The sequence below is a fragment of the Pseudonocardia sp. 73-21 genome (assembly GCF_001899645.1).
Classification (GTDB): domain Bacteria; phylum Actinomycetota; class Actinomycetes; order Mycobacteriales; family Pseudonocardiaceae; genus Pseudonocardia.
In genome coordinates this window covers 21,265-42,137 of record NZ_MKVV01000064.1, presented here as the reverse complement: position 1 = coordinate 42,137, position 20,873 = coordinate 21,265, and the positions used below count along the sequence as shown (strand labels likewise).

Here is a 20,873-nt window from a genome sequence, read left to right as displayed (position 1 = left end):
CGCTTCTCGCGTCGCGGGAGATCCCGGCGGCGGTCGACGCGGCGCTGGAACGGGTCGGCCTGGCCGCGGCCGCCGACCGCCGGTTCCGCGGCTACTCGCTCGGCATGAAGCAGCGCCTCGGACTGGCCTCCGCGCTGCTCATCCCCCGCCGGCTCGTCGTACTCGACGAACCGACCAACGGGCTCGACCCCGCCGGCACCCGTGACGTGCGGGGGATCATCGCCGAGCTGCACGCCGCCGGCGCCACGGTGGTGCTGTCGTCGCACCTGCTGGCCGAGGTCGAGGCCACCTGCACGCACGTGGCCGTCCTGCAGACCGGGTCGCTGGTGGCCACCGGGGAGCTGTCGACCCTGCTCGACTCCGGCAGCGGTGGCCTCGTCGTCGCCACGCCGGACGTCGACCTGGCCCTGCGCACCCTGCGCGAGGCCGGCGCCACCGCCTACCGGGCGGAGGGGGCCGAACCGGCCGTCGTCGTCCGGGACGGCCCGCCCACCCCCGACGTCGTCGCGCTGCTCGTGCGCGCCGGCGTCGCGGTGCACGAGGCCCGGCGCACCCGCGCCAACCTCGAGGAGCTCTTCGCACGGCTGACGGAGGAGACGTGACCACCGCAACGGCCACCGCGGCCCCCTTGGGCCGGCTGCTCGGCGCCGAGCTGCGCTGGGTGCTCCGCCGGCCCCGCACGCTGGTGATGCTCGGTGTGTTCGCGCTGGTCCCGGTCCTGATCTCGATCGGCGTCGCGGTGGCGGGCAGCCGCCCCGGCGCCGGGCTGATCGGGCAGATCGGCGGCAACGGGCTCGTCCTGCCCATCGCCGCGATCACCCTGTCGCTCACGCTGCTGCTGCCGCTGGCCGTCGCCATGGCCGCGGCGGACGCCATCGCCGGCGAGACCGCCAGCGGCACCCTGCGCGGCCTGCTGATCGCCCCCGTCGGCCGGCTGCGGCTGGTCGTGATGAAGGCGTTCGGGGTGCTCGTCGTCGCGGCGCTCGCCACGCTGGTGATCGCGGTGGTCGGTGTCGTCGCCGGGCTGGTGGTGGTCGGCGGCGCCGACGGGCAGCTCGTCACGCTCTCGGGCACGTCGGTCGGCCTGGGCGGTGCGCTCGGCCGGGTCGCGTTGGTCGTGGTGTGGGCCGTCGTCCAGCTCGCGGCGGTGGGGGCGATCGCGCTGGCGATCTCGGCGTTCACCGAGCACCCGCTGGTCGTCCTCGCGTCGGTGCTGGGCGGGCTGATCGTGTTCGGCGTGCTGGGCGCGATCCCGTCGCTCAACTGGCTGCAGCCCTACCTGCTCACGTCCGGCTGGGGCGCGGGCGCCGACGCCCTGCGCGATCCCCTGCCCCTGGGCGGCCTGCTGGAGAGCACCTGGCGCGCCCTCTGCTACCTCGCGGTCGGCGCGGGCCTCACGACCTACCGGATGCTCCGCCGCGACGCCTGACCCACCACCCCGCGAGTCGCGGCCTCCACTCGCGAGTCGCAGTCCCCCGGCCCACTCACAGCCCGACTCGTGCGCATCCATACCCCGACTCGCGGGTGGGGCGGGCAGGATGGCCCCATGCCTCAGCTTCTCGACGACGACGCCGTCACCGCCGCGCTCCGTGAGCTCCCGGGCTGGACACGGGAGGGGGATGCGCTCGTGCTCGTCGCGGTGCTGCCCTCGTTCCCGGCCGCGATCACCGTGGTGGACCGCGTCGCGGAGATCGCCGAGGACCGTGACCACCACCCGGACATCGACATCCGCTGGCGCACGCTCACGTTCCGCTGCTCCACGCACTCCGAGGGCGGGATCACCGACCTCGACACCGCGCTCGCCGCGTCGATCAGCGAACAGGTGTCCGCAGCGGGCTGACGGGGGCTTCGCCGATCGGGGTGCGGAGCCGGTTCCAGGCCACCCCGGCCAGCACGACCGGCTCGGGATCGGCGCTGGTGAAGCGGCGGCAGTCGGCGCAGATGCCGCAGTCACGGCCCGCCCGGAAGTGCTCGTGGACGTCGGCGTCGTGGCCGCAGCGGCAGCGGAGTGCGTTCGCCATCCGGTGACTCCTCGTACTGATGTGGTGACGGGACACTGCAGACCTCGTCGCCGGCACCCGTTCCGGTAACACGAGCCGTCCGGTTTCATCAGAACGAGGTAGGCCGGACGGGCACTGCTAGAGTCGCCGCCGTGCAGCACCAGTACTGGTTTACGTCACCGGCCCGGAACGGGTCGGCGGGCGAAACGCTGCGCTGACTCCCCACTCCCGAGCCGGATCCCCACCGGCTCGGAGATTGCTCGGCGCGGTGGTTCGGCACAACGAAAGGCCCCCCCGTCATGCCTCTGACCGCCCCCGCGGCGTTGGACGAGCAGCGCACGGCGAAGATCAGCCCGCTGGTCTCCCCCGCATCGCTGCGCGCCGAGCTGCCGGTCGAACCGCGCATCGCCTCCACGGTCACCAGTTCCCGCCGTGACGTCGTCGAGGTCCTGGACGGCCGCGACGACCGCCTCGTGGTCGTCGTCGGCCCCTGCTCGATCCACGAACCCGCCGCCGCCCTCGACTACGCCCACCGCCTCGCCGCCCACGCCGACATGCTCTCCGGCGAGCTGTGCGTCGTCATGCGCACGTACTTCGAGAAGCCGCGGTCCACGGTGGGCTGGAAGGGTCTGATCAACGACCCCGGCCTCGACGGCACCTACGACGTCAACACGGGCCTGCGCACGGCCCGCGCGCTGCTGCTCGACATCATCGCGCTGGGGCTGCCGGTGGGCTGCGAGTTCCTCGACCCCATCACCCCGCAGTTCCTCGCCGACGTCGTCACCTGGGGCGCCATCGGGGCCCGCACGGCCGCGAGCCAGGTGCACCGGCAGCTGTGCAGCGCGCTGTCGATGCCCGTCGGCATCAAGAACCCCACCGACGGTGACGTCCAGGTGGCGGTCGACGGCGTCGGCGCGGCCGGGGCGAGCCACGTGTTCATGGGCATCGACCACGACGGGGTCGCCGCTCTGGTCACCACCGCGGGCAACCCCGACGCGCACGTCATCCTGCGCGGCGGTGCCACCGGTCCCAACCACGACGCCGCCTCCGTCGACAGCACGCTCGCGGCCCTGCGCAGGGCCGGCCTGCCGGAGCGCGTCGTCGTCGACGCGAGCCACGGCAACAGCGGCAAGGACCACGTCCGCCAGGCCGCGGTGACGCGCGAGATCGCCGCCCGGATCGCGGCCGGCGAACGGGGCGTCGCCGGGGTGATGCTGGAGAGCTTCCTGGTCGCGGGCCGGCAGGACGTCGGTGCGGACATGATCTACGGCCAGAGCGTCACCGACTCGTGCATGGACTGGGACACCACCGCGGCCCTGCTCGACGAACTGGCGGGAGCCGTCGCGGCGCGCCGTTGATCGATCCGGATCGACGATCTGGAAACTCACAGGCGGTACCCGCTTACGGGAACCATCCGGGGCATGCGAGAGTTTCATCGGTCGGCCGTAGTTTCAGGTGTCGTGTGATCACGCTCGCCAGAACGGGAAGGCCGGGGACCGCACGGTGCGGGCCCCATCACCACCTGCAGGGAGCAGTTGCATGGCACAGGGAACCGTGAAGTGGTTCAACGGGGAGAAGGGCTACGGCTTCATCTCCGTCGACGGGGGCGGCGCTGACGTCTTCGTCCACTACTCCGAGATCGACGGCAGCGGATTCCGCAGCCTCGACGAGGGGCAGCGAGTGGAGTTCGAGATCGGCCAGGGCCAGAAGGGCCCGCAGGCCCAGGGCGTGCGCGTCGTCTGATCGTCGTTCCACGACACGGAGCCCGTCTCCCCCTCGGGGGAGACGGGCTCCCGTCGTTACCGGGCCTACACCCATCACGGTTCCCCCGGTTCCTCGCGTCACGAGAGATTTCGGTAACCGGCTCCGGCACGTTCCACAGCTGTGGACAGGTTCATCAGAAGTGCCGAAACGGGCATTCGATCGATCGGTGGCGGACGAGGAGTGACCCGGCCGGCGGCTACCGCTCGTCGATCGCCACCGAGCCGGCGTGGCCCGGGGCCGTCAGCGCGTCGGCGACGAGGTCGAGCAGCCGTCGCGTCTGGTCCGAAGGGCCGCTCGCCGTCGACAGGAACACTCCGAGCATCATCGCGGTGACGTCGTCGGGATCCACGTCCGCTCGCAGCGAACCCGCCTGGGCCCCCGCCGCGAGGATCGTGGCGATCGCGCCGGTGATGCGCTCCCGCGTGGTCGGGGTCGCGAGCCGGCCCGACGCCCAGCCGGCGCGCAGCGTGTCCAGCATCCCGCGCTTCGTGGCGACGAACTCCGCGTAGCGGTCCATCCAGGCCCGGAGCGCGACGTCGGGGGCGAGCCGGTCGAGCAGGTCGCCCGCGCTCGCCACGACGTCGTCGAGCTCGGCCGCGTAGGCCGCCTCCACGAGCGACTCACGTGTCGGGAAGTGGCGGTAGAGCGTGCCGATCCCGACGCCGGCGTCGCGCGCGATGCCCTCGAGCGGGACGGTGTCGTCGGCGGCGGTGAAGGCAGCCCGCGCCACCGCGACCAGGGTGTCGCGGTTGCGCTGCGCGTCGGCACGCAAAGCGGAGGTCCCTCCGTTAGTGCTACGGTCGAGAGCGGAGGCACCTCCGCTTCTACCAGGATCGCACAGGACGGCCGACGATGACTCCCACCATCACCACCGTGTCGCGCATCGGGTACGGCGCGATGCAGCTCGAACGCCTGCACGACGACCGCGCCGCGGCGATCGCGCTCCTGCAGCGCGCGGTCGAGCTCGGCATCGACCACGTCGACACCGCCGAGTTCTACGGCGACGGCTTCGTCAACGGACTCCTCCGCGAGGCCCTCCACCCCTACGACGACGTGCTGGTCGTGAGCAAGGTCGGCGCCGATCCCGACCGGGACGGCCCCGTCCCGCTGCGCCCCGCCCAGCGGCCCGAGCAGCTGCGGGCCAGCGTCGAGGACAACCTGCGCAGCCTCGGCCTCGACCGGATCCCGGTCGTGAACCTGCGGCGCCTCGACACCGGCCCCGGCCTGCGCGCCGAAGGGGACCAGGTCGTGGACATCGACGACCAGCTCGCCGTCATGGTCGCCATGCGCGACGAGGGCAAGATCGGCGGAATCGGGCTGAGCAGCGTGACGCTGGACGGGCTGCGGCAGGGGCTCCCCGCGGGCATCGTCTGCGTCCAGAACGCCTACAGCCTCGTCACCCGCAGCGACGAGGAGATGCTCGCGCTCTGCGCCGCGGAGGGGATCGCCTGGGTGCCGTTCTTCCCGCTCGGCGGCGCGTTCCCCGGCGTCCCGAAGGTCACCGACGAGCCGGCGGTCCAGGCCGTGGCGGAGTCGCTCGGGGTCACCCCGTCGCAGGTCGGCCTGGCCTGGCTGCTGCACCACGCCACGAACGTGCTGCTCATCCCGGGCACCGCGGACGTCGGCCACCTCGAGGCGAACACGGCCGCCGGCACCATCACGTTCGACGAGGAGCAGCTCGCGAGCCTCGACGCGGTCGTCACGCGGTCGGCCGAGGTACCGCTGGGCTAGAGGGCGTCCGCCCATCCGGCCGGATCATCACCCGCCGGGATGGCCCCGATGCCGTACCAGAGCACGACCACGTCGAGCCACCGGTGTTCGAGCGGGGTGAGCGGCCGCACCGACCGGTACCCCTCCAGGAAGTCGACACGGGCCTGGGCCGGGGTGGGCCGCCAGCGAAGTGGGTGCCGAGCCGGACGAACGCGTTGGCGACGTCGGTGATGCGGTGGTCCCACCTGACCTCGTCGAAGTCGATGACGGCACGGATCTCCGGGCCGGCCGTGAGGATGTTGGAGGCGCGGTAGTCGCCGTGGACCAGTTGCGGCCGTCCGTCGATCGGGGAAGTCCCGCCATCATCTTCCGCCGCCTCGCCGACGCCGCCGGGGCCTTCCCGGCACCGCCCCGTTCCCACCACCGCTCCACCCGCTGCCGCAGGTCGACGGGGGCGGCCGCAGCCGGCCGGTCGTCCCGGTGGGCCGCCAGGGCGTGGTGCAGGGACGCGAGGCAGGCACCGGCGTTGCGGACCGCGGCGAGGTCGGCGACGTCGAGCAGGTCGCCGTCGACGCAGGGCTGCACCATCACCGACAGCGGCGACGGACCGGAGTCGACGACCACCCGGTGCCGCCCGTCGACCGACGCCAGCGGCGGCGCCACCGGCACCTGCTGCCCGTCGAGCGCGCGGAGCAGATCGGCGACCGCGGACAGCGTCGCGAACCGGCTCCGGTCGCAGGACCACTTGGCCACCAGCATCTCCCGGCCCGTGTGGACCCACGCGATGGCGTTCCTGTCACTGATCAGGATCCGGTCGCACGCCTGCACGTCGACGTCCCAGGCCCGGGCGAGACACGCGCCGAGCCAGCCGGCCGCGTCGTCGAAGCCGTCGGGCCCGAACCGGGCGCGGAGGGCGTCCACCGGATCGGTCGACTCCCACAGCATCGACAACCCCGCCGGGAACATGCGCGGCGAGAGTAGTGCCACGGCGTCTCAGACGTCGGCGACGGCCGTGGCGTACTGCTCGTCGGTGACCGGTTCGAGCCAGGTGGTGGCCTCGCCGTCACCGGAGGCGTCGAGGATGGTGTAGTGGCACATCATCGTGTCGGCGGTGCCTCCGTGCCAGTGCTCCTCACCGGCCGGGGTCCAGACGGTGTCGCCGGGCCGGATGCGGCCGGCGGTACCGTCTCGGGTGACGACCAGCCCGACGGTCGGCTGTGACGTGCCGTCGCCGTTGAAGACGGGGTCATGAGAATCCCAGCGAGGCCTCGATCTTCGGCGGGCTGGTGACGATGATGCTGTTGTTCAGCAGGATCATGAAGTAACCGACAGGATGATCCGACCCGGGCGCTGTCGTTGTGCTCACGACGTCCACCCTGCGGTGCCGGACCCGGCGGTGGCAGTGCCTGGCTTTCCAGGTGAACGCAGTACCCCCACAGGTCGCCGCCCGCGCCTACCTGGACCGCATGCGCACGCCCGACCAGCGCACCCGGGTGCGCGAGTTCCCCGCCGTCACCGGGGCTCCGGCGTGGGTGCGCAACGCCCGCCACGACATTCTCGCCACGAACCCGTTGGCGCGTGCCCTCTACTCGCCCGTGCTGAACTCCGCGGTCGCCGGTGCGGCCGGGAAGCGGCCCGCCGACACCACCCGGTTCCTTCTACCTCGACCCGTCCGGGCGGGAGTTCTTCGTCGACTTCGACCGCATGGCGATGGACGCGGCGGCGATGCTCCGGCTCGAGGCGGGGCGCAACCCCCACGACCGGGACCTCATCATCCTGGTCGGCGAGCTCTCCACCCAGTCGGAGCTGTTCCGCCGGCACTGGGCCTCCCAGAACATCCGGTTCCACCGCAGTGGACGCAAACGGCTGCGGCATCCGGCCGTCGGTGAGCTCGACCTCGACGTCGAGGCGACGCAGCTGCCGGCCGACCCGGAACTGCAGCTCGACATCTACACCGCCGCCCGCGGCACGCAGGCCGCCGACGGCCTCGAGCTCTTCGCCACGTGGGCCGCAGCCCGTATCGCGGAGGCGGCGGACACGGGCTCCTGAGTCCGCGGCGCACCGATGAGTCCGCCGCGCCCGGCGGGTCAGACCCGTATGCCCACCACGAGCACCGCCCGTCGCATGTTCGAGCTCCTCGAGCCGATCTGCCTGGTCACCTACATGGCCGACGAGGCCAACGAGGAGATGGCCGCGCTCGGCCACCGCACCTACTGGGACGGTTACTTCGCCAGCCGTGCGGCTCCGCTGGGGCGGGTGCCGGCGCAGGTCGTGCACGCGGCCTTCTACAGCTTCGCCGAGGGCGAGGCCGCGCGGCACATCCCCAGCGCGTGGGAGACGGTCCCGCCGGAGACCTCCTTCGCCGCGTGGCAGCGGGGCAGCGCCAACTCCGTCCGCCGGATCCTCGGCGACGAGCTGGCCGGCTCAGCCGGCCTGGTGCGCGCCGCCGACCTGACGACGAAGGCCGCGACGAGCGCACCGACGAACGGCCGGGTGATGTACGCCGGGCTGCGCACCCTGCCGGTGCCGGGCGACCCGGTCACCCGGCTGTGGCACTCCGCGAACATGCTGCGCGAGCACCGCGGAGACGGGCACGTCGCCGCCCTCCTCGGAGCGCAGATCGGCGGCACGGAGGCCCACGTGCTCTCCGCGCTGGAGTACGGCATCCACCCGCCGGAGTCGTTCGGGCGCATCCACCACCTGCCGAAGGAGCGGCTGGCCGAGGTCATGGCCGGGCTGCGCGAGCGCGGGCTCGTCGACGCCGACGGCTGGTTCACCGACGCCGGCCGCGCGACCAAGCAGCGCATCGAGGACCTCACCGACGAGCTCGCCGCCCCGCCCTACGACGCCCTGTCCCCCACCGAGCTCGCCGAGCTGGTCGCCGAGCTCGAACCGATCACCGCGACGCTGGTGGCCGCGGGTTCGCAGTGATCAGACGTTGAAGCGGAACTCCACCACGTCCCCGTCGGCCATGACGTAGTCCTTGCCCTCCATGCGCACCTTGCCCGCGGCCTTGGCCGCCGCCATCGAGCCCGCGGCGATCAGGTCGTCGTAGGACACGATCTCCGCCTTGATGAAGCCGCGCTCGAAGTCGGTGTGGATCACGCCGGCGGCCTGGGGGGCGGTGTCGCCCTGGTGGATCGTCCACGCCCGGGCCTCCTTCGGCCCCGCGGTCAGGTAGGTCTGCAGGCCCAGGGTGCGGAAGCCGGCGTGGGCCAGCGCGGTGAGGCCCGGCTCGCTCTGCCCGATCGACTCCAGCAGCTCGGCGGCCGACTCGTCGTCGAGCTCCAGCAGCTCCGACTCCACCTTCGCGTCGAGGAAGACGGCCTCGGCGGGCGCGACCAGCTCCGTGAGCTCCTTGCGCTTCGCGTCGTCGGTGAGCACGCCCTCGTCGGCGTTGAAGACGTACAGGAACGGCTTGGTGGTGAGCAGGGTGAGCTCGCGCAGGGGCTCGTTGTCGACGCCCGCGGCGAACAGCGTGGTGCCGCCGTTGAGGATCTCGACGGCCTTCTCCGCGGCCTCCAGGACGGGGCGGCGGTCCTTCTGCATCCGCGCCTCCTTGGTCAGGCGCGGGACGGCCTTCTCCAGCGTCTGGAGGTCGGCGAGGATCAGCTCGGTGGAGATCGTCTCGATGTCGGCGGCGGGGTCGACGCGGTCGTCGACGTGCACGACGTCGGGGTCGTCGAACACGCGCACGACCTGGCAGATCGCGTCGGACTCGCGGATGTTGGCCAGGAACTTGTTGCCCAGCCCCGCCCCCTCCGACGCGCCCTTGACGATGCCCGCGATGTCGACGAACGACACGACGGCCGGCACGATCTTCACGGAGCCGTGGATCTTCGCCAGCTCGGCGAGGCGCGGGTCGGGCAGGGGCACGACGCCGACGTTGGGCTCGATCGTGGCGAACGGGTAGTTCGCGGCGAGGACATCGTTGTTGGTGAGCGCGTTGAACAGCGTCGACTTGCCGACGTTGGGCAGGCCGACGATCCCGAGGGTGAGTGACACGAGGTACCAGGGTAGTCCCGCCCCATCCGGCGGCCTGCAGGTACGCGAGCACGGCGCGCACGCGGCGGTCGTCGTCGCCGGACGGGGCAGGTCGAGCTTGCCCAGGATGGGGCCGATGTGCTTGCCCACGGCCTTGTCCGGGACGAACAGCCCTCGTCGCGGTCGCCGGGCCGTCAGGAGCCCGCGGCCGTCGCCACCTGCGACGCCACGTAGGCGGCCGCCCTGGTGACGCTGCCGTCGCTGCCGTAGATCCGGTGGCTGCTGCCGGGGCCGCCGCGGTGGCGGAACTCGCTCGACGTGGGGCCGTACGTCGGGCTGGCCGTCCTGATCGTCCGCCGGAACCGGCCGAGCGGATTGCCGGCCAGCCGACCCGGCCCGGTCGGGTAGGGCTGCTGACCGACATGAGCGGTCGCGACCTCGTCACGCGGATGAGCGGGCGGCCGTGTCCGATTTCCGCCAGAGACCGGTCACCGGCGGTGGCAGAGTTGCCCTCGTGCTCCTCGACCAGGAACGTTGCTACCGCGCCGTCGCCTCCCGCGACGCGCGGTTCGACGGCCACTTCATCACGGCCGTCCGGACCACCGGGATCTACTGTCGCCCGTCCTGCCCGGCCACCACGCCCAAGCGCGGCAACGTCGAGTTCCTGCCCACGGCGGGGGCCGCCCAGCAGCGGGGCTACCGCGCCTGCCGCCGCTGCCTGCCCGACGCCGTGCCCGGCTCGCCCGACTGGAACATCCGCGCCGACCTCGCCGCCCGCGCGATGCGTCTGATCGCCGACGGTGTCGTCGAGCGCGCGGGCGTCGCGGGGCTGGCCGCCGCGCTCGGGTACTCGGAGCGGCAGCTGGGCCGCGTGCTGACCGCCGAGCTCGGCGCCGGACCCCTCGCCCTCGCCCGCGCCCACCGCGCCCACACCGCGCGACTGCTCATCGAGACCACCCCGCTCGGCATGGCCGACATCGCGTTCGCGGCGGGGTTCGCGAGCGTCCGGCAGTTCAACGACACCGTCCGCGAGGTCTACGGGGTGCCACCCACGACGCTGCGGACGGAGGCCGGCCGCAAGCGGGGCAGCGTGCCGGCCGTCGCGGGCACGCTGGTGCTGCGGCTGCCCTACCGCCCGCCGTTCGACGCGGAGGGTCTCCTCGGGTTCTTCCGCGCCCGCTCGCTGGACGGCGTCGAGCAGCTGGACGACCGCGGGTACCGCCGCACGCTGCGGCTGCCCCACGGCCCCGCGACGGCCGCGATGGAGCTGGACACGGGCTCTGCCCACATCACCGCGACCCACATCACCGCGACCCACATCACCGCGACACTGCGGCTCGCCGATCCGCGCGACCTCGGCCCCGCGGTCGCGCGCCTGCGGTGGCTGCTCGACCTCGACGCCGATCCCGTCGCCGTCGACGAGCTGCTCGGGGCGGACCCCGCGCTCGCCCCGCGGGTCGCGGCGGTGCCGGGGATCCGGCTGCCCGGCACGGTCGACGGCGCCGAGACGGCGCTGCGCGCGGTGCTCGGGCAGCAGGTGTCGGTGGCGGCGGCCCGCACGGCGGGGTCGCGGCTGGCCGCCGCGCTCGGCGACCGGCTGCCGCCGGAACTCGCCCAGGACGGCCCCGACCTGCTCTTCCCCACCCCCACGACGATCGCCGAACGGGGACGGGAGGTGCTCCGCGGCCCCGCGCGACGGATCGACACCGTCGTCGGGCTGTGCGTGGCCATCGCCTCCGGGGATCTCGTGCTCGACGCCGGCCGCGACCCCGCCGACCTGCGGGCCGACCTCGTCGCGCTGCCCGGCGTCGGCCCCTGGACGGCCGGCTACCTCGCCATGCGCCTGCTCGGCGACCCCGACGAGCTGCTCGCCACCGACCTCGCGGTCCGCCGCGGAGCCGCCGCGCTCGGACTCCCGTCCGACGTCGACGGGCTCACCGCGCGGTCCGAGAACTGGAAGCCCTGGCGGTCCTACGCCGCCACCCACCTCTGGAGGACTGCATGACCACTACCTGGTCCACGTTGGACACCCCGATCGGTCCGTTCACCGCCGTCGTCGACGTCGACGGAGCCGTCCTGGCCTCGGGCTGGACGGCGTCGCTCGACGACCTGCTGCCCTTGATCCACACCTCGATCCGGCCCGCTTCGGTGGTGGAGGGCGACATCGGTGCGGTCGGCGACGCCATCACCCGCTACCACGCGGGCGATCTCTCGGCGATCGACGACGTGCCGGTGCGGCAGCGCTCGGGCGAGTTCCTGGAGCACGCCTGGGACGTGCTGCGCACCGTGCCGGCCGGCGCGCCCGTCACGTACACCGAGTACGCGGCGAAGTCGGGGCGTCCGGCGGCGGTGCGGGCGGCCGCCTCGGCCTGCGCCCGCAACGCGGCGGCCCTGTTCGTGCCGTGCCACCGGGTGCTGCGGACCGACGGCACGATGGGCGGCTTCCGCTGGGGTGTGGACGTGAAGGCGAAGCTCCTGGCGCACGAGGCGGCCCACTGAACCCCTGTGCGCGCACGACCCCCTCCGCTCGACCAAGCGTTCGACCGCTCGTCGACTCACCCGGCGCGCCTGCACCGAAACTGTCGGTGCCCGTGTGCACCCTTGATCCATGGACACCACCGCGCTGCTCATCGGCCTGGTCGTCGGGCTGGCGATCGGGGCCGGCGTCACCTGGGCGCTCGTCACGGCGCGGGCCCGGGCCACCGTCGCCGACGCCGCCCGGGCCGCGTCCGACGCGTCGGCCATGCTGCGGGCCGACGCTGCGGGCATGCGCGCCGAGCGCGCCGGGCTGCTGGAGCGCCTGGAGGATCTCGGCGAGGAGCACGACCGTGCCGTCGAACGGCTGCGGCGCGCGGAGTCGGAGGCCGCGGCGGCCGGGGCCGCACTGCGCAGCGAGCGCGAGGCGGGAGCGCGGCGCGAGGAGCTGCTCACCCGCCGCGACGTCGAGCTGAAGCAGGCGTTCCAGGCGCTCTCGGCCGACGCGCTGGCGGCCAACAACGCACAGTTCATGGCGCTCGCGGAGGGTCGGATCTCCGAAGCCACCGCGGCGCTGCACGCCAAGGCCGACGGCGACGCCGCCGCGCGGGCCAGCGCGATCGGCAAGCTGCTCGACCCCATGGCGTCCACGCTGCAGCGCGTGGAGGGCCAGCTGCGCACCGTCGAGATGGAGCGCGAGTCGGCCTACGCGGGGCTGCGCGAGCAGGTCAACGCCATGCGCAGCAGCTCCGACGCGCTGCGCGGTGAGACGAAGTCGCTGGTCAACGCGCTGCGGGCCCCGCAGGTCCGCGGCCGCTGGGGCGAGCTGCAGCTGGAGCGCATCGTGCAGCTCGCCGGCATGGTGGAGCACTGCGACTTCTCCACGCAGGTGGTCGGCCAGGGTGAGGACGGCGGTGTGCGCCCCGACATGGTGGTGCACCTCGCCGGCGGCAAGCAGGTCGTCGTCGACGCGAAGGTGCCGTTCGCCGCGTATCTGGAGGCCGTCGAGAGCAACGACCCCGACGTGCACCGCGAGCGCCTCACCGCCCACGCCCGGCAGCTGCGCCAGCACGTCGACCAGCTGTCGGCCAAGACCTACTGGGCCGCGTTCGAGCCGTCGCCGGAGTTCGTGGTGCTGTTCGTCCCGGGCGACCCGTTCCTCGAGGCCGCGCTGCAGGCCGATCCGTCGCTCATGGAGCACGCGTTCGCCACCAACGTCGTGATCGCCACGCCCACCACGCTCATCGCGCTGCTGCGCACCGTCGCCTACTCGTGGCGCCAGGAGGCGTTGGCGCGCAACGCCGCCGAGGTGCACAAACTCGGCAAGGAGCTGCACGGGCGGCTGGCCACGATGGGCACGCACGTGGCCAAGCTGGGCCGCAGCCTCGACGGCGCCGTCACCAGCTACAACCAGACCGTCAGCTCGCTGGAGGCGCGCGTGCTGGTCACCGCGCGCAAGCTCACCGAGCTGCACGTCTCGGACGAGGAGCTGCCCTCCCCCGGGCAGGTGGAACGCGCGCCCCGCCGCATCTCCGCGCCGGAGCTGCTCGCCTCGGCCGCCGACTCGCTGATCGCCCTGCACGAGGTGCGGGGCGACGGCCAGGACGGGGACGCGCGGGCTACCGTGAACGGATGACCGAGCCCGTGAGGCCCCGCACCGCCCGGACGTCGACGGCGCGGACGTCGCCGAGCCGTCCGCCATCGGAACGGACCTCTTCGGAACGGACCTCTTCGGCCCGGACCCCGCCGCCTCGGACCTCGCCGCCCCGGACCTCGCCGCCCCGGCCGCCCGAGCGTGAGCGCGGCGGATCGGGTGGCCGGTGGCCGATGGCCGAGCGCTCGATCATCCCCTCGGTGCTCGGCGTCCCCCCGCTGGCCGCCGTCGGGCTCGCCGCCGTGCTCACGGCGATCGGGGTGCTCGTCGACCTCACCCGCTCCGGGACGCTCGGCACCGTGTTCACCGTGTGCTTCGTGGTGGGCTGCGTGCTCGCCGTGGCCTGGGTGCGCCGGTCGGGCCTGTTCGGGCCGATGGTGCAGCCGCCGCTGCTGCTGGCCGTCGCGGTTCCCGTGGTGGTGCTGCTGGCCGGCAGCCCGAAACCGGGCGCGGGCATCGCCGAGCGGCTGCTCGTGATCGGGGCGCCACTGGTCAACAGCTTCCCGACGATGGCGTGGGTCACCGGCATCGTCGTGGCGATCGGCGGGTTCCGCCTCCTGGTGCAGCGCGAGCGCGTCAGCGCGCGGCCGGGCTCCGAGCGGGACGCAGCTCGCGGGGAAGCGAGAAGGTCAGGGTCTCCTCGGCGGTCGTGACCTCCTCCACACTCTCCCAACCGCGCTCGGCCAGGTGCTCCACCACGCCGCGCACCAGCAGCTCCGGCACCGACGCCCCGCTGGTGACCCCGACCGTGCCGACGCCGTCGAGCCACGCCTCGTCGATCTGGCGGGCGTAGTCGATGAGGTACGACGCCCCGGCGCCGGCCTGCAGCGCCACCTCCACCAGCCGCACGGAGTTGGACGAGTTCTTCGAGCCCACCACCAGCACGAGATCGCACTGCGGGGCCATCGCCTTCACGGCCACCTGGCGGTTCTGCGTGGCGTAGCAGATGTCGTCGCTCGGGGGGTTCTGCAGTGAGGGGAAGCGCTCGCGCAGCGCGCGGACGGTCTGCATGGTCTCGTCGACGCTGAGCGTGGTCTGCGACAGCCAGACCACCTTCTCGGGATCGCGGACGGTCACGCCCGCGACATCGGCGGCGGTCTCGACGAGCTGGATGTGCTCGGGCGCCTCGCCTGCGGTGCCCTCGACCTCCTCGTGGCCGTGGTGGCCGACGAGCAGGATGTCGTAGTCCTCGCGGGCGAACCGCTTGGCCTCCTGGTGCACCTTCGTGACCAGCGGGCACGTGGCGTCGATCGTGCGGAGCTCCCGCTCCTTCGCCTGCTGTCGCACCTCCGGCGACACGCCGTGGGCGGAGAACACGACGAGGGCACCCTGGGGTACCTCGTCGGTCTCGTCGACGAACACGGCGCCGCGCTCGGTGAGCGTCTCGACCACGTGGACGTTGTGGACGATCTGCTTGCGCACGTACACCGGCGCCCCGTGCTGCTCGAGCGCCTGTTCGACGGCCTCCACGGCCCGGTCGACACCGGCGCAGTAGCCGCGGGGCTTGGCCAGCAGGACACGCTTGCTGCTCGATCCGGACATGCCCCCAATGTACGGGCGGCCGCCGGACGGGGCCCGGGAGACGTGACGGAGACGTCCCTGTGCCGACGTCTCTGTGCCCCCGACCTGCCGCAATCCTGGTGGCAGGGGAGACTGTGGGCATGAAGCCGCTGCCGCTGCCGGTGCGGATCGCCGCCGGCCTCGTTGCCACCGCTGTCGACCAGGCCCGCGATCTCCCCCGCCTCGTCGTCGAGTTCCCCGTCACGGCGGTGAGCCAGGCGCTGCAGGCCACCATGCGGGTGCAGCAGAAGGTCACCGAGCTCGCCATCAAGGGCGACCGTGCGCTGGGCACCTTGCGCCCGGTCGAGGAGAAGCCGAGCTGGGCCACGTTCGACGACGAGGAGCCGCCGCGCCGCAACGGTTCCAGCACCGTCACCGAGCTGCGCCCGCCCAACGGCCGCATCCCCGTCGCGCAGCCTCCGGCCCGGGTGGCCGCCCCGAAGGCGCCGTCACCGAAGCCCGCTTTGCCCCAGCCCGCCCCGGTGAAGCCGGCTGCGCCGAAGCCCGTTGTGCCGCCGAAGGCCACAGCACCGAAGGCCACAGCACCGAAGGCCACAGCACCGAAGGCCACAGCACCGAAGGCCACAGCACCGAAGACCGCAGCCACGAAGACCGCAGCCCCCAAGGCTCCGGCTCCCAAGCCGAGTGCTCCGAAGGCCGGCGCGCCGAAGCCCGCGACGCCGAAGGCGGCAGCACCGATGGCAGCAGCACCGACGGCAGAGGTGTCGAAGCCGGAGGTGTCGAAGCCGGCTGTGTCGAAGCCGGCTGTGTCGAAGCCGGCTGTGTCGAAGCCGGCTGTGTCGAAGGCCGCGGCTCCCAAGGCGCCAGCCTCCGAGCCCGCAGCAACGAAGGCGCCGGCGACGAAGATCGCGCCGTCCGGGGCCACCCCGCCCGGGGCCACCCCGCCCGGGGCCACCCCGCCCGGGGCCACGCCGTCCACGACCACAGGCCCCACGTCCCCGGCGTCCACGACCGCCGCGTCGACGGCCGCTGCGCCCGAGGTCACTGCACCCAACCCCGCAGCGCCCAACCCCGCAGCGCCCAACCCCGCAGCGCCCAACCCCGCAACACCGAAGCCCGAAGCGCCGAAGCCCGCCACTTCCGAGACACCGGCAGAGACGGTCGCGTCGACGCCGACCCGCCCGACCGGACCCGCCACCCCCGCCGCAGCCCCCTCGGCCGGTTCAAGCGCCACGGCAGCACCCGGGGCCGGAACGTCGAAGTCCGACGCACCGAAGGCCCAGACACCCGTGTCCGCCCCGACCACGCCGACCGCCGAGCCGACGGCTCTCGCCGGTTACGCCGACATGACGATCCCGCAGCTGCGCGGCAAGCTGCGGTTCCTCAGCCTCGCCGACCTCCAGGCGCTGCTGGCCTGGGAGAGCGCGCACGGCGACCGCGCGCCCTACGTCACGATGCTGTCCAACCGGATCACCACGGTTCAGGAAGGGTGACCGCGCCCACCACCCCGGAGCAGCCCTGGCCGGTCCGGACGGTGGCGCGGAAGATCGCCGAGTGGGTCGACCGGCTCGGTGCCGTGTGGGTGGAGGGCCAGCTCGCGCAGGTCACCTCCCGACCCGGCACCGGCACGGCGTTCCTGGTGCTGCGCGATCCCGCCGCCGACGTGTCGTTGCAGCTCACGGCACCCGTCGGGCTCGTCCGCGACGGGGGACCGGCCGTCGTCGAGGGCAACCGCGTGGTCGTCCACGGCAAGCCGTCGTTCTTCCTCGGCCGCGGCACGCTGAGCCTGCGCGTCGACGAGATCCGCGCCGTCGGCATCGGCGAGCTGCTCGCCCGCATCGAGCGGCTGCGCAAACTGCTCGCCGCCGAGGGTCTCTTCGACCCCGCCCGCAAGCGCCGGTTGCCGTTCCTGCCCGGGCGCATCGGGCTCGTCACGGGTCGCTCGTCGGCCGCGGAGCACGACGTCGTGTCGAACGCGACGGCGCGCTGGCCGTCGGTGCGGTTCCGGATCGAGCACGTCGCCACCCAGGGCGCGCTGGCCGTGCCCCAGATCGTCGACGCGCTGGGGGCGCTGGACCGCGACCACGAGGTCGACGTGATCGTGCTCGCCCGCGGCGGGGGCAGCGTCGAGGACCTCCTGCCGTTCTCCGACGAGACGCTGTGCCGCGCGGTCGCCGCGTGCCGCACGCCGGTGGTGTCGGCGATCGGCCACGAGCCCGACACCCCGCTCGTGGACCACGTCGCCGACCTGCGCTGCTCCACCCCCACCGAGGCGGGCCGCCGCCTGGTGCCCGACCTCGCCGAGGAGACCGCCCGCATCTCCGGCCTGCGCGACCGCGCGCGGCGCGCGCTGGCGGGCTGGGTGGACCGTGAGGCGCGGCTGCTGGAGTCGTTGCGCCACCGTCCCGTACTGGCCGAGCCGATGCGCACGATCGACGCGTACAGCGAGCAGGTGGCGCGGCTGCGTGAGGCCACCCGGGCGACGGTCCTGCGCGATCTCGACCGGCGCGGCACCGACCTGGCCCACGTCCGCGCCCGGCTCACCACGCTCGGCCCCGCGGCGACCCTGGCCCGCGGCTACGCCGTGGTGCAGCGGATCGTGCCCGACGGCGGCGACGTCCCGCCGGTGCTGCGCTCGGTGACCGAGGCGGGCCCCGGCACGCAGCTGCGGATCCGCGTGGCCGACGGAGCGGTGACCGCCACCGTCCCCCGGAGGAGGAAGGCGACCAGGTGACCGAGGTAGCAGAGATGGGCTACGAGCAGGCCCGCGACGAGCTCACCGAGGTGGTGCGTCGACTGGAGAGCGGCGGCCTGAGCCTCGACGAGTCGGTGGCGCTGTGGGAACGCGGCGAGGCTCTGGCCACCCGTTGCGAGGAGCAGCTGGCCGGCGCCCGGGAACGCGTCCAGAAGGTGCTCGACGGGGCGGACGGGCCTCCGGCGGCGCAGCCGCGACGTGCACCATGATCGACGGTTCGGGACGTGCAACCGGCTCTGCTGCGGTTCCCGGTCCCGAACCGGTGACCATCCCCTGCGGCTCGCGCCGTGATCGACGCGCGGGGACCCGGAACCGCACGAAGCACGGCCCTCCGTCCCGAGCCGATGATCTCGGGCCCGCGGCTCCGCTCCGCGGTCCGGTGAGCAGCAACGCCGGCACGCCGGGGCAGGCTCATGATCGGGCGTTCGGCGCGTCTGCGGCGGGATCTGGCCGTTCCCGCACCGAAACGCTGATCATGGGCGCTCCCGGCGGCCCTCCCTCATCGCCTCGGCGGTCCGGGCGATGCGCCGGGCGCGGGTGTCGGCGCGTTCGGCCTCGCCCACCCAGCGCGTGAAGTTGAGCCGGTAGTGCGTGGGGAGCTCGTCGAAGAACCGAACGGCGTCCGTGCCGGGCCCGATCGCCTCGCGCAGGTCGTCCTCCAGCGTGGCGAACTGGGGGCCTTCCAGGTCGAGCACGACCTCGACGGACGCGCCCGGCGTGAGATCCGCGTCGCGTACCCGGACCGGCCCGAGGCGGAGCGTCGCCTCCGCGCGGCCGACCGCTCCGCGGATCCGGCGCCCGCCCACCCGGCCCGTCAGGTGGTAGGTCGTGCGAGGGCCCATTCCACGGCGGGGTCGAACGGCAGCCCGATGCTCATCCCGCCGCCCCGCGGCCGGGGCTCGGGGACCGCCTGGAAGCCGACCACGGAGCCACCTCCTACTTCAGGACCTCACCGGCCTGCACCGCGCCGGCCAGGGTGCGGTAGTCCTGCGCCGCACCGCTGCCGCTGATCAGCACGCGCACCGAACCCCCGCCGGGGGTGGCGAGGTCGGCGATCCAGATCGGCTCGGCCGGCTCGGCGCCGTAGACCACCCACTGCTGCCCCGCGACGGTCTCCGGGCCCTGCGCGGCGAGCGCGCGAGCGCCCGGCTGCGCCGCGAGGAGGGCGTCCTCCGTGGCGTCGGTCTGCACGAGCTGCAGGTACTGGCTCGCCCCGGTGAGGTACCCGACGCGGACGTCGGTGCGGTCGGTGCCCACCACCCGGTCCTCGGCGACGGAGTTGGAGCGCCATCCGGCCGGTGTCGCCGGCACCCGCAGCGGGAACGACACCGAGGACGCCAGGCCCCGCAGCTGCGCCGGGGCGTCGACGACGGGGATGCCGGTGGGGTCCACGGTGGGCCCGCCCGGGGCGAAGCCGAAGCCGCGCGACAGCCCGCCGATCACCAGGACGACCAGCAGCATGACCCCGATCGCGGCCACCATGTCCTTGACGCGCAGCGCACCGCGTGGTGGTTTGGCCATCGGGGGCGGGTCGGATGCGGTCACTCCGCCAGTATCCCAGTCGGCTTCGTCTCAGGCTCGGAATGCACCGCAGGACCGGGCGATCTGCGAGGATCACCTCATCCCCCGCCGGCCCCGGCCGCGCTCTTCCGCCATCATCAGGGAGGCCGAGATGTCCGAGACGACACCCCCGAGCGCCAGCAACGGCAACCGCCGCCGCGAGGCACCCGACCGCAACCTCGCGATGGAGCTCGTGCGCGTCACCGAGGCCGCCGCGATGGCCGCCGGTCGCTGGGTCGGCCGCGGCGACAAGATCGGCGGCGACGGCGCGGCGGTCGACGCCATGCGCCAGCTCGTCGGCAGCGTGTCCATGCGCGGCGTCGTGGTGATCGGCGAGGGCGAGAAGGACGAGGCGCCGATGCTCTACAACGGCGAGGAGGTGGGCAACGGCGAGGGCCCATGGTGCGACGTGGCGGTCGACCCGATCGACGGCACCACCCTCATGGCCAAGGGCATGCCCAACGCCGTGGCCGTGCTCGCCGTGGCCGAGCGCGGCGCGATGTTCGACCCGTCGGCCGTCTTCTACATGGAGAAGCTCGCGGTCGGACCGGAGGCCGCCGACGTCATCGACCTCACCGCCCCCGTCGCGGAGAACATCAGGCGGGTCGCGAAGGCGAAGGGACTCCACGTCACGGACGTCACCGTGTGCGTGCTGGACCGGCCCCGTCACGACGGTCTCGTCACGGAGATCCGCCGCACCGGCGCGCGCATCCACTTCCTCTCCGACGGCGACGTCGCCGGCGCGATCTCCGCGGCGCGCCCCGGCACGGGCGTCGACATGCTCTACGGCATCGGCGGCACGCCCGAGGGGATCATCACCGCGGCGGCGCTGAAGTGCATGGGCGGGGCGATGCAGGGTCGGCTGTGGCCCACCGACGACGCGGAGCGGGCCAAGGCCGTCGCCGCGGGCCACGATCTCGACCGCGTGCTCACCGCCGACGAGCTCGTGCGCAGCGACAACGTGTTCTTCTGCGCCACCGGCATCACCGACGGCGACCTGCTGAAGGGCGTGCACTACTCACCGGGTGGATGCACGACACAGTCGATCGTGATGCGCTCCAAGTCCGGCACCGTCCGCATGATCGACGGCTACCACCGGCTGACGAAGCTGCGCGAGTACTCCGCCGTGGACTTCGACCTCTCCGACGAGCACCTCGCCGGCGACCTGGAGTCCATCCCGCCGCTCCCGTAGGGGTGACCCGCTCGCGCTCCGTGATCGAATCGTGAGAGCGGCGGACCTTGCCCGGAATGACCGGTACGCGGTACGCGGATGATCAGCTGACCGGTACCGGGGGCCGTCCCGGTCACATCGGGTGAGCAGCGGCGGGAGGCCTCATGCGGAGATCTCGGGGGACGCTCGTCGTCGTCGCACTGGCGGCCGCCGGCCTGCTGACGGTCGGCGCGGCCGGGGCGGCCACCAGCGGCAGCACGGGGGTCACGGGGGTCACGG

Annotated in this window: 22 protein-coding genes and 1 pseudogene (1 of these 23 running past the window's edge); 16 read left to right on the top strand and 7 right to left on the bottom strand. The window is 73.5% G+C overall.

Translation table 11 applies throughout. The features are described from left to right. The 3 genes from BGP03_RS21365 to BGP03_RS21355 form a co-directional block, all read left to right on the top strand. Window positions 1-602 carry the 3' portion of an ABC transporter ATP-binding protein gene (locus BGP03_RS21365; protein WP_299737219.1) on the top strand. It extends 340 nt beyond the left edge of the window, so 602 of the gene's 942 nt are visible here — the last part of the coding sequence; its start codon lies off the left edge, out of view; the stop codon is at window positions 600-602. Continuing rightward, window positions 599-1,429, top strand: coding sequence for an ABC transporter permease subunit (locus BGP03_RS21360; protein WP_296371428.1), 831 nt, complete (start codon window positions 599-601; stop codon window positions 1,427-1,429). Before BGP03_RS21365 ends, BGP03_RS21360 begins: the two co-directional genes overlap by 4 nt. A gap of 117 nt (window positions 1,430-1,546) precedes the next feature. After that, window positions 1,547-1,840: a 4a-hydroxytetrahydrobiopterin dehydratase gene (locus tag BGP03_RS21355; protein WP_296371430.1), complete on the top strand. Its 294-nt coding sequence runs from the start codon at window positions 1,547-1,549 to the stop codon at window positions 1,838-1,840. Here BGP03_RS21355 and BGP03_RS21350 read toward each other — a convergent pair. Next, window positions 1,812-2,021 (bottom strand): hypothetical protein, encoded by a 210-nt coding sequence (locus BGP03_RS21350; protein ID WP_296371432.1) that lies wholly within the window; start codon window positions 2,019-2,021, stop codon window positions 1,812-1,814. The two genes, BGP03_RS21355 and BGP03_RS21350, sit on opposite strands and share 29 nt — an antisense overlap. A 278-nt stretch (window positions 2,022-2,299) precedes the next feature. Here BGP03_RS21350 and BGP03_RS21345 point away from each other — a divergent pair, with 278 nt between their 5' ends. Both BGP03_RS21345 and BGP03_RS21340 read left to right on the top strand, forming a co-directional pair. Next, window positions 2,300-3,358 (top strand): 3-deoxy-7-phosphoheptulonate synthase, encoded by a 1,059-nt coding sequence (locus tag BGP03_RS21345; protein WP_298799284.1) that lies wholly within the window; start codon window positions 2,300-2,302, stop codon window positions 3,356-3,358. Window positions 3,359-3,539: 181 nt separating this feature from the next. Next, window positions 3,540-3,743 (top strand): cold-shock protein, encoded by a 204-nt coding sequence (locus BGP03_RS21340; RefSeq protein WP_296371436.1) that lies wholly within the window; start codon window positions 3,540-3,542, stop codon window positions 3,741-3,743. A 217-nt stretch (window positions 3,744-3,960) separates the two neighbouring features. Here BGP03_RS21340 and BGP03_RS21335 read toward each other — a convergent pair whose 3' ends face one another. Further along, complete coding sequence (locus tag BGP03_RS21335) at window positions 3,961-4,536, bottom strand: TetR/AcrR family transcriptional regulator (protein WP_298799285.1); 576 nt, start codon at window positions 4,534-4,536, stop codon at window positions 3,961-3,963. A gap of 80 nt (window positions 4,537-4,616) precedes the next feature. Here BGP03_RS21335 and BGP03_RS21330 point away from each other — a divergent pair, with 80 nt between their 5' ends. Beyond that, window positions 4,617-5,495: an aldo/keto reductase gene (locus BGP03_RS21330; RefSeq protein WP_296371439.1), complete on the top strand. Its 879-nt coding sequence runs from the start codon at window positions 4,617-4,619 to the stop codon at window positions 5,493-5,495. Here the strand turns inward: BGP03_RS21330 and BGP03_RS36015 are convergent. Beyond that, the gene (locus tag BGP03_RS36015) at window positions 5,464-5,895 is read right to left on the bottom strand and encodes an aminoglycoside phosphotransferase family protein (protein ID WP_363094221.1); all 432 of its coding nucleotides are present in this window, start codon (window positions 5,893-5,895) and stop codon (window positions 5,464-5,466) included. The genes BGP03_RS21330 and BGP03_RS36015 overlap by 32 nt on opposite strands. A 1,087-nt stretch (window positions 5,896-6,982) precedes the next feature. On the opposite strand from BGP03_RS36015, the pseudogene BGP03_RS21320 reads away from it, so the two are divergent. Then, window positions 6,983-7,523, top strand: a pseudogene (locus BGP03_RS21320) (transcriptional regulator); the annotation flags it as partial. 75 nt (window positions 7,524-7,598) lie between these two features. Then, window positions 7,599-8,405 (top strand): MarR family transcriptional regulator, encoded by an 807-nt coding sequence (locus tag BGP03_RS21315; RefSeq protein ID WP_298799286.1) that lies wholly within the window; start codon window positions 7,599-7,601, stop codon window positions 8,403-8,405. Here the strand turns inward: BGP03_RS21315 and ychF are convergent, their stop codons facing one another. After that, window positions 8,406-9,479 carry a redox-regulated ATPase YchF gene (gene ychF / locus BGP03_RS21310; protein ID WP_296371445.1) on the bottom strand — a complete coding sequence of 358 codons (1,074 nt, stop codon included), beginning with the start codon at window positions 9,477-9,479 and terminating at the stop codon, window positions 8,406-8,408. Window positions 9,480-9,972: 493 nt separating this feature from the next. Between ychF and BGP03_RS21305 the strand changes: the two genes are divergently transcribed. The 4 genes from BGP03_RS21305 (at window position 9,973) to BGP03_RS21290 (ending at window position 14,240) form a co-directional block, all read left to right on the top strand. Beyond that, window positions 9,973-11,463, top strand: coding sequence for an AlkA N-terminal domain-containing protein (locus tag BGP03_RS21305; RefSeq protein ID WP_298799287.1), 1,491 nt, complete (start codon window positions 9,973-9,975; stop codon window positions 11,461-11,463). Next, complete coding sequence (locus BGP03_RS21300; protein WP_298799288.1) at window positions 11,460-11,957, top strand: methylated-DNA--[protein]-cysteine S-methyltransferase; 498 nt, start codon at window positions 11,460-11,462, stop codon at window positions 11,955-11,957. The genes BGP03_RS21305 and BGP03_RS21300 overlap by 4 nt, the downstream gene beginning before the upstream one ends. A gap of 109 nt (window positions 11,958-12,066) precedes the next feature. Further along, complete coding sequence (locus BGP03_RS21295) at window positions 12,067-13,569, top strand: DNA recombination protein RmuC (RefSeq protein WP_296371451.1); 1,503 nt, start codon at window positions 12,067-12,069, stop codon at window positions 13,567-13,569. Between the two features lie 191 nt (window positions 13,570-13,760). Continuing rightward, window positions 13,761-14,240 carry a DUF6542 domain-containing protein gene (locus tag BGP03_RS21290; protein WP_296371453.1) on the top strand — a complete coding sequence of 160 codons (480 nt, stop codon included), beginning with the start codon at window positions 13,761-13,763 and terminating at the stop codon, window positions 14,238-14,240. On the opposite strand, the gene BGP03_RS21285 is transcribed toward BGP03_RS21290, so the two are convergent. After that, on the bottom strand, window positions 14,164-15,129 hold the full coding sequence (locus BGP03_RS21285) for a 4-hydroxy-3-methylbut-2-enyl diphosphate reductase (protein ID WP_296371454.1): 966 nt from the start codon (window positions 15,127-15,129) through the stop codon (window positions 14,164-14,166). The two genes, BGP03_RS21290 and BGP03_RS21285, sit on opposite strands and share 77 nt — an antisense overlap. Window positions 15,130-15,248: 119 nt before the next feature. Between BGP03_RS21285 and BGP03_RS21280 the strand changes: the two genes are divergently transcribed. Genes BGP03_RS21280 through BGP03_RS21270 form a run of 3 tightly spaced genes read left to right on the top strand, consistent with a single transcriptional unit; the run spans window position 15,249 to window position 18,072 of the window. Then, window positions 15,249-16,601: a lipid droplet-associated protein gene (locus tag BGP03_RS21280; RefSeq protein ID WP_298799289.1), complete on the top strand. Its 1,353-nt coding sequence runs from the start codon at window positions 15,249-15,251 to the stop codon at window positions 16,599-16,601. Next, on the top strand, window positions 16,598-17,842 hold the full coding sequence (xseA, locus tag BGP03_RS21275; protein ID WP_298799290.1) for an exodeoxyribonuclease VII large subunit: 1,245 nt from the start codon (window positions 16,598-16,600) through the stop codon (window positions 17,840-17,842). The genes BGP03_RS21280 and xseA overlap by 4 nt, the downstream gene beginning before the upstream one ends. Window positions 17,843-17,856: 14 nt before the next feature. Further along, window positions 17,857-18,072 (top strand): exodeoxyribonuclease VII small subunit, encoded by a 216-nt coding sequence (locus BGP03_RS21270; RefSeq protein WP_296371576.1) that lies wholly within the window; start codon window positions 17,857-17,859, stop codon window positions 18,070-18,072. A 264-nt stretch (window positions 18,073-18,336) separates the two neighbouring features. Here the strand turns inward: BGP03_RS21270 and BGP03_RS21265 are convergent, their stop codons facing one another. Further along, on the bottom strand, window positions 18,337-18,705 hold the full coding sequence (locus BGP03_RS21265; RefSeq protein WP_298799291.1) for a YdeI/OmpD-associated family protein: 369 nt from the start codon (window positions 18,703-18,705) through the stop codon (window positions 18,337-18,339). Between the two features lie 94 nt (window positions 18,706-18,799). Then, entirely contained in the window at window positions 18,800-19,408 is a 609-nt protein-coding gene (locus BGP03_RS21260; RefSeq protein WP_296371466.1) for a DUF4245 domain-containing protein, read from the bottom strand. A 127-nt stretch (window positions 19,409-19,535) separates the two neighbouring features. Here BGP03_RS21260 and glpX point away from each other — a divergent pair, with 127 nt between their 5' ends. Then, on the top strand, window positions 19,536-20,615 hold the full coding sequence (gene glpX / locus BGP03_RS21255; RefSeq protein WP_296371469.1) for a class II fructose-bisphosphatase: 1,080 nt from the start codon (window positions 19,536-19,538) through the stop codon (window positions 20,613-20,615). The last annotated feature ends 258 nt before the right edge of the window (window positions 20,616-20,873 follow it).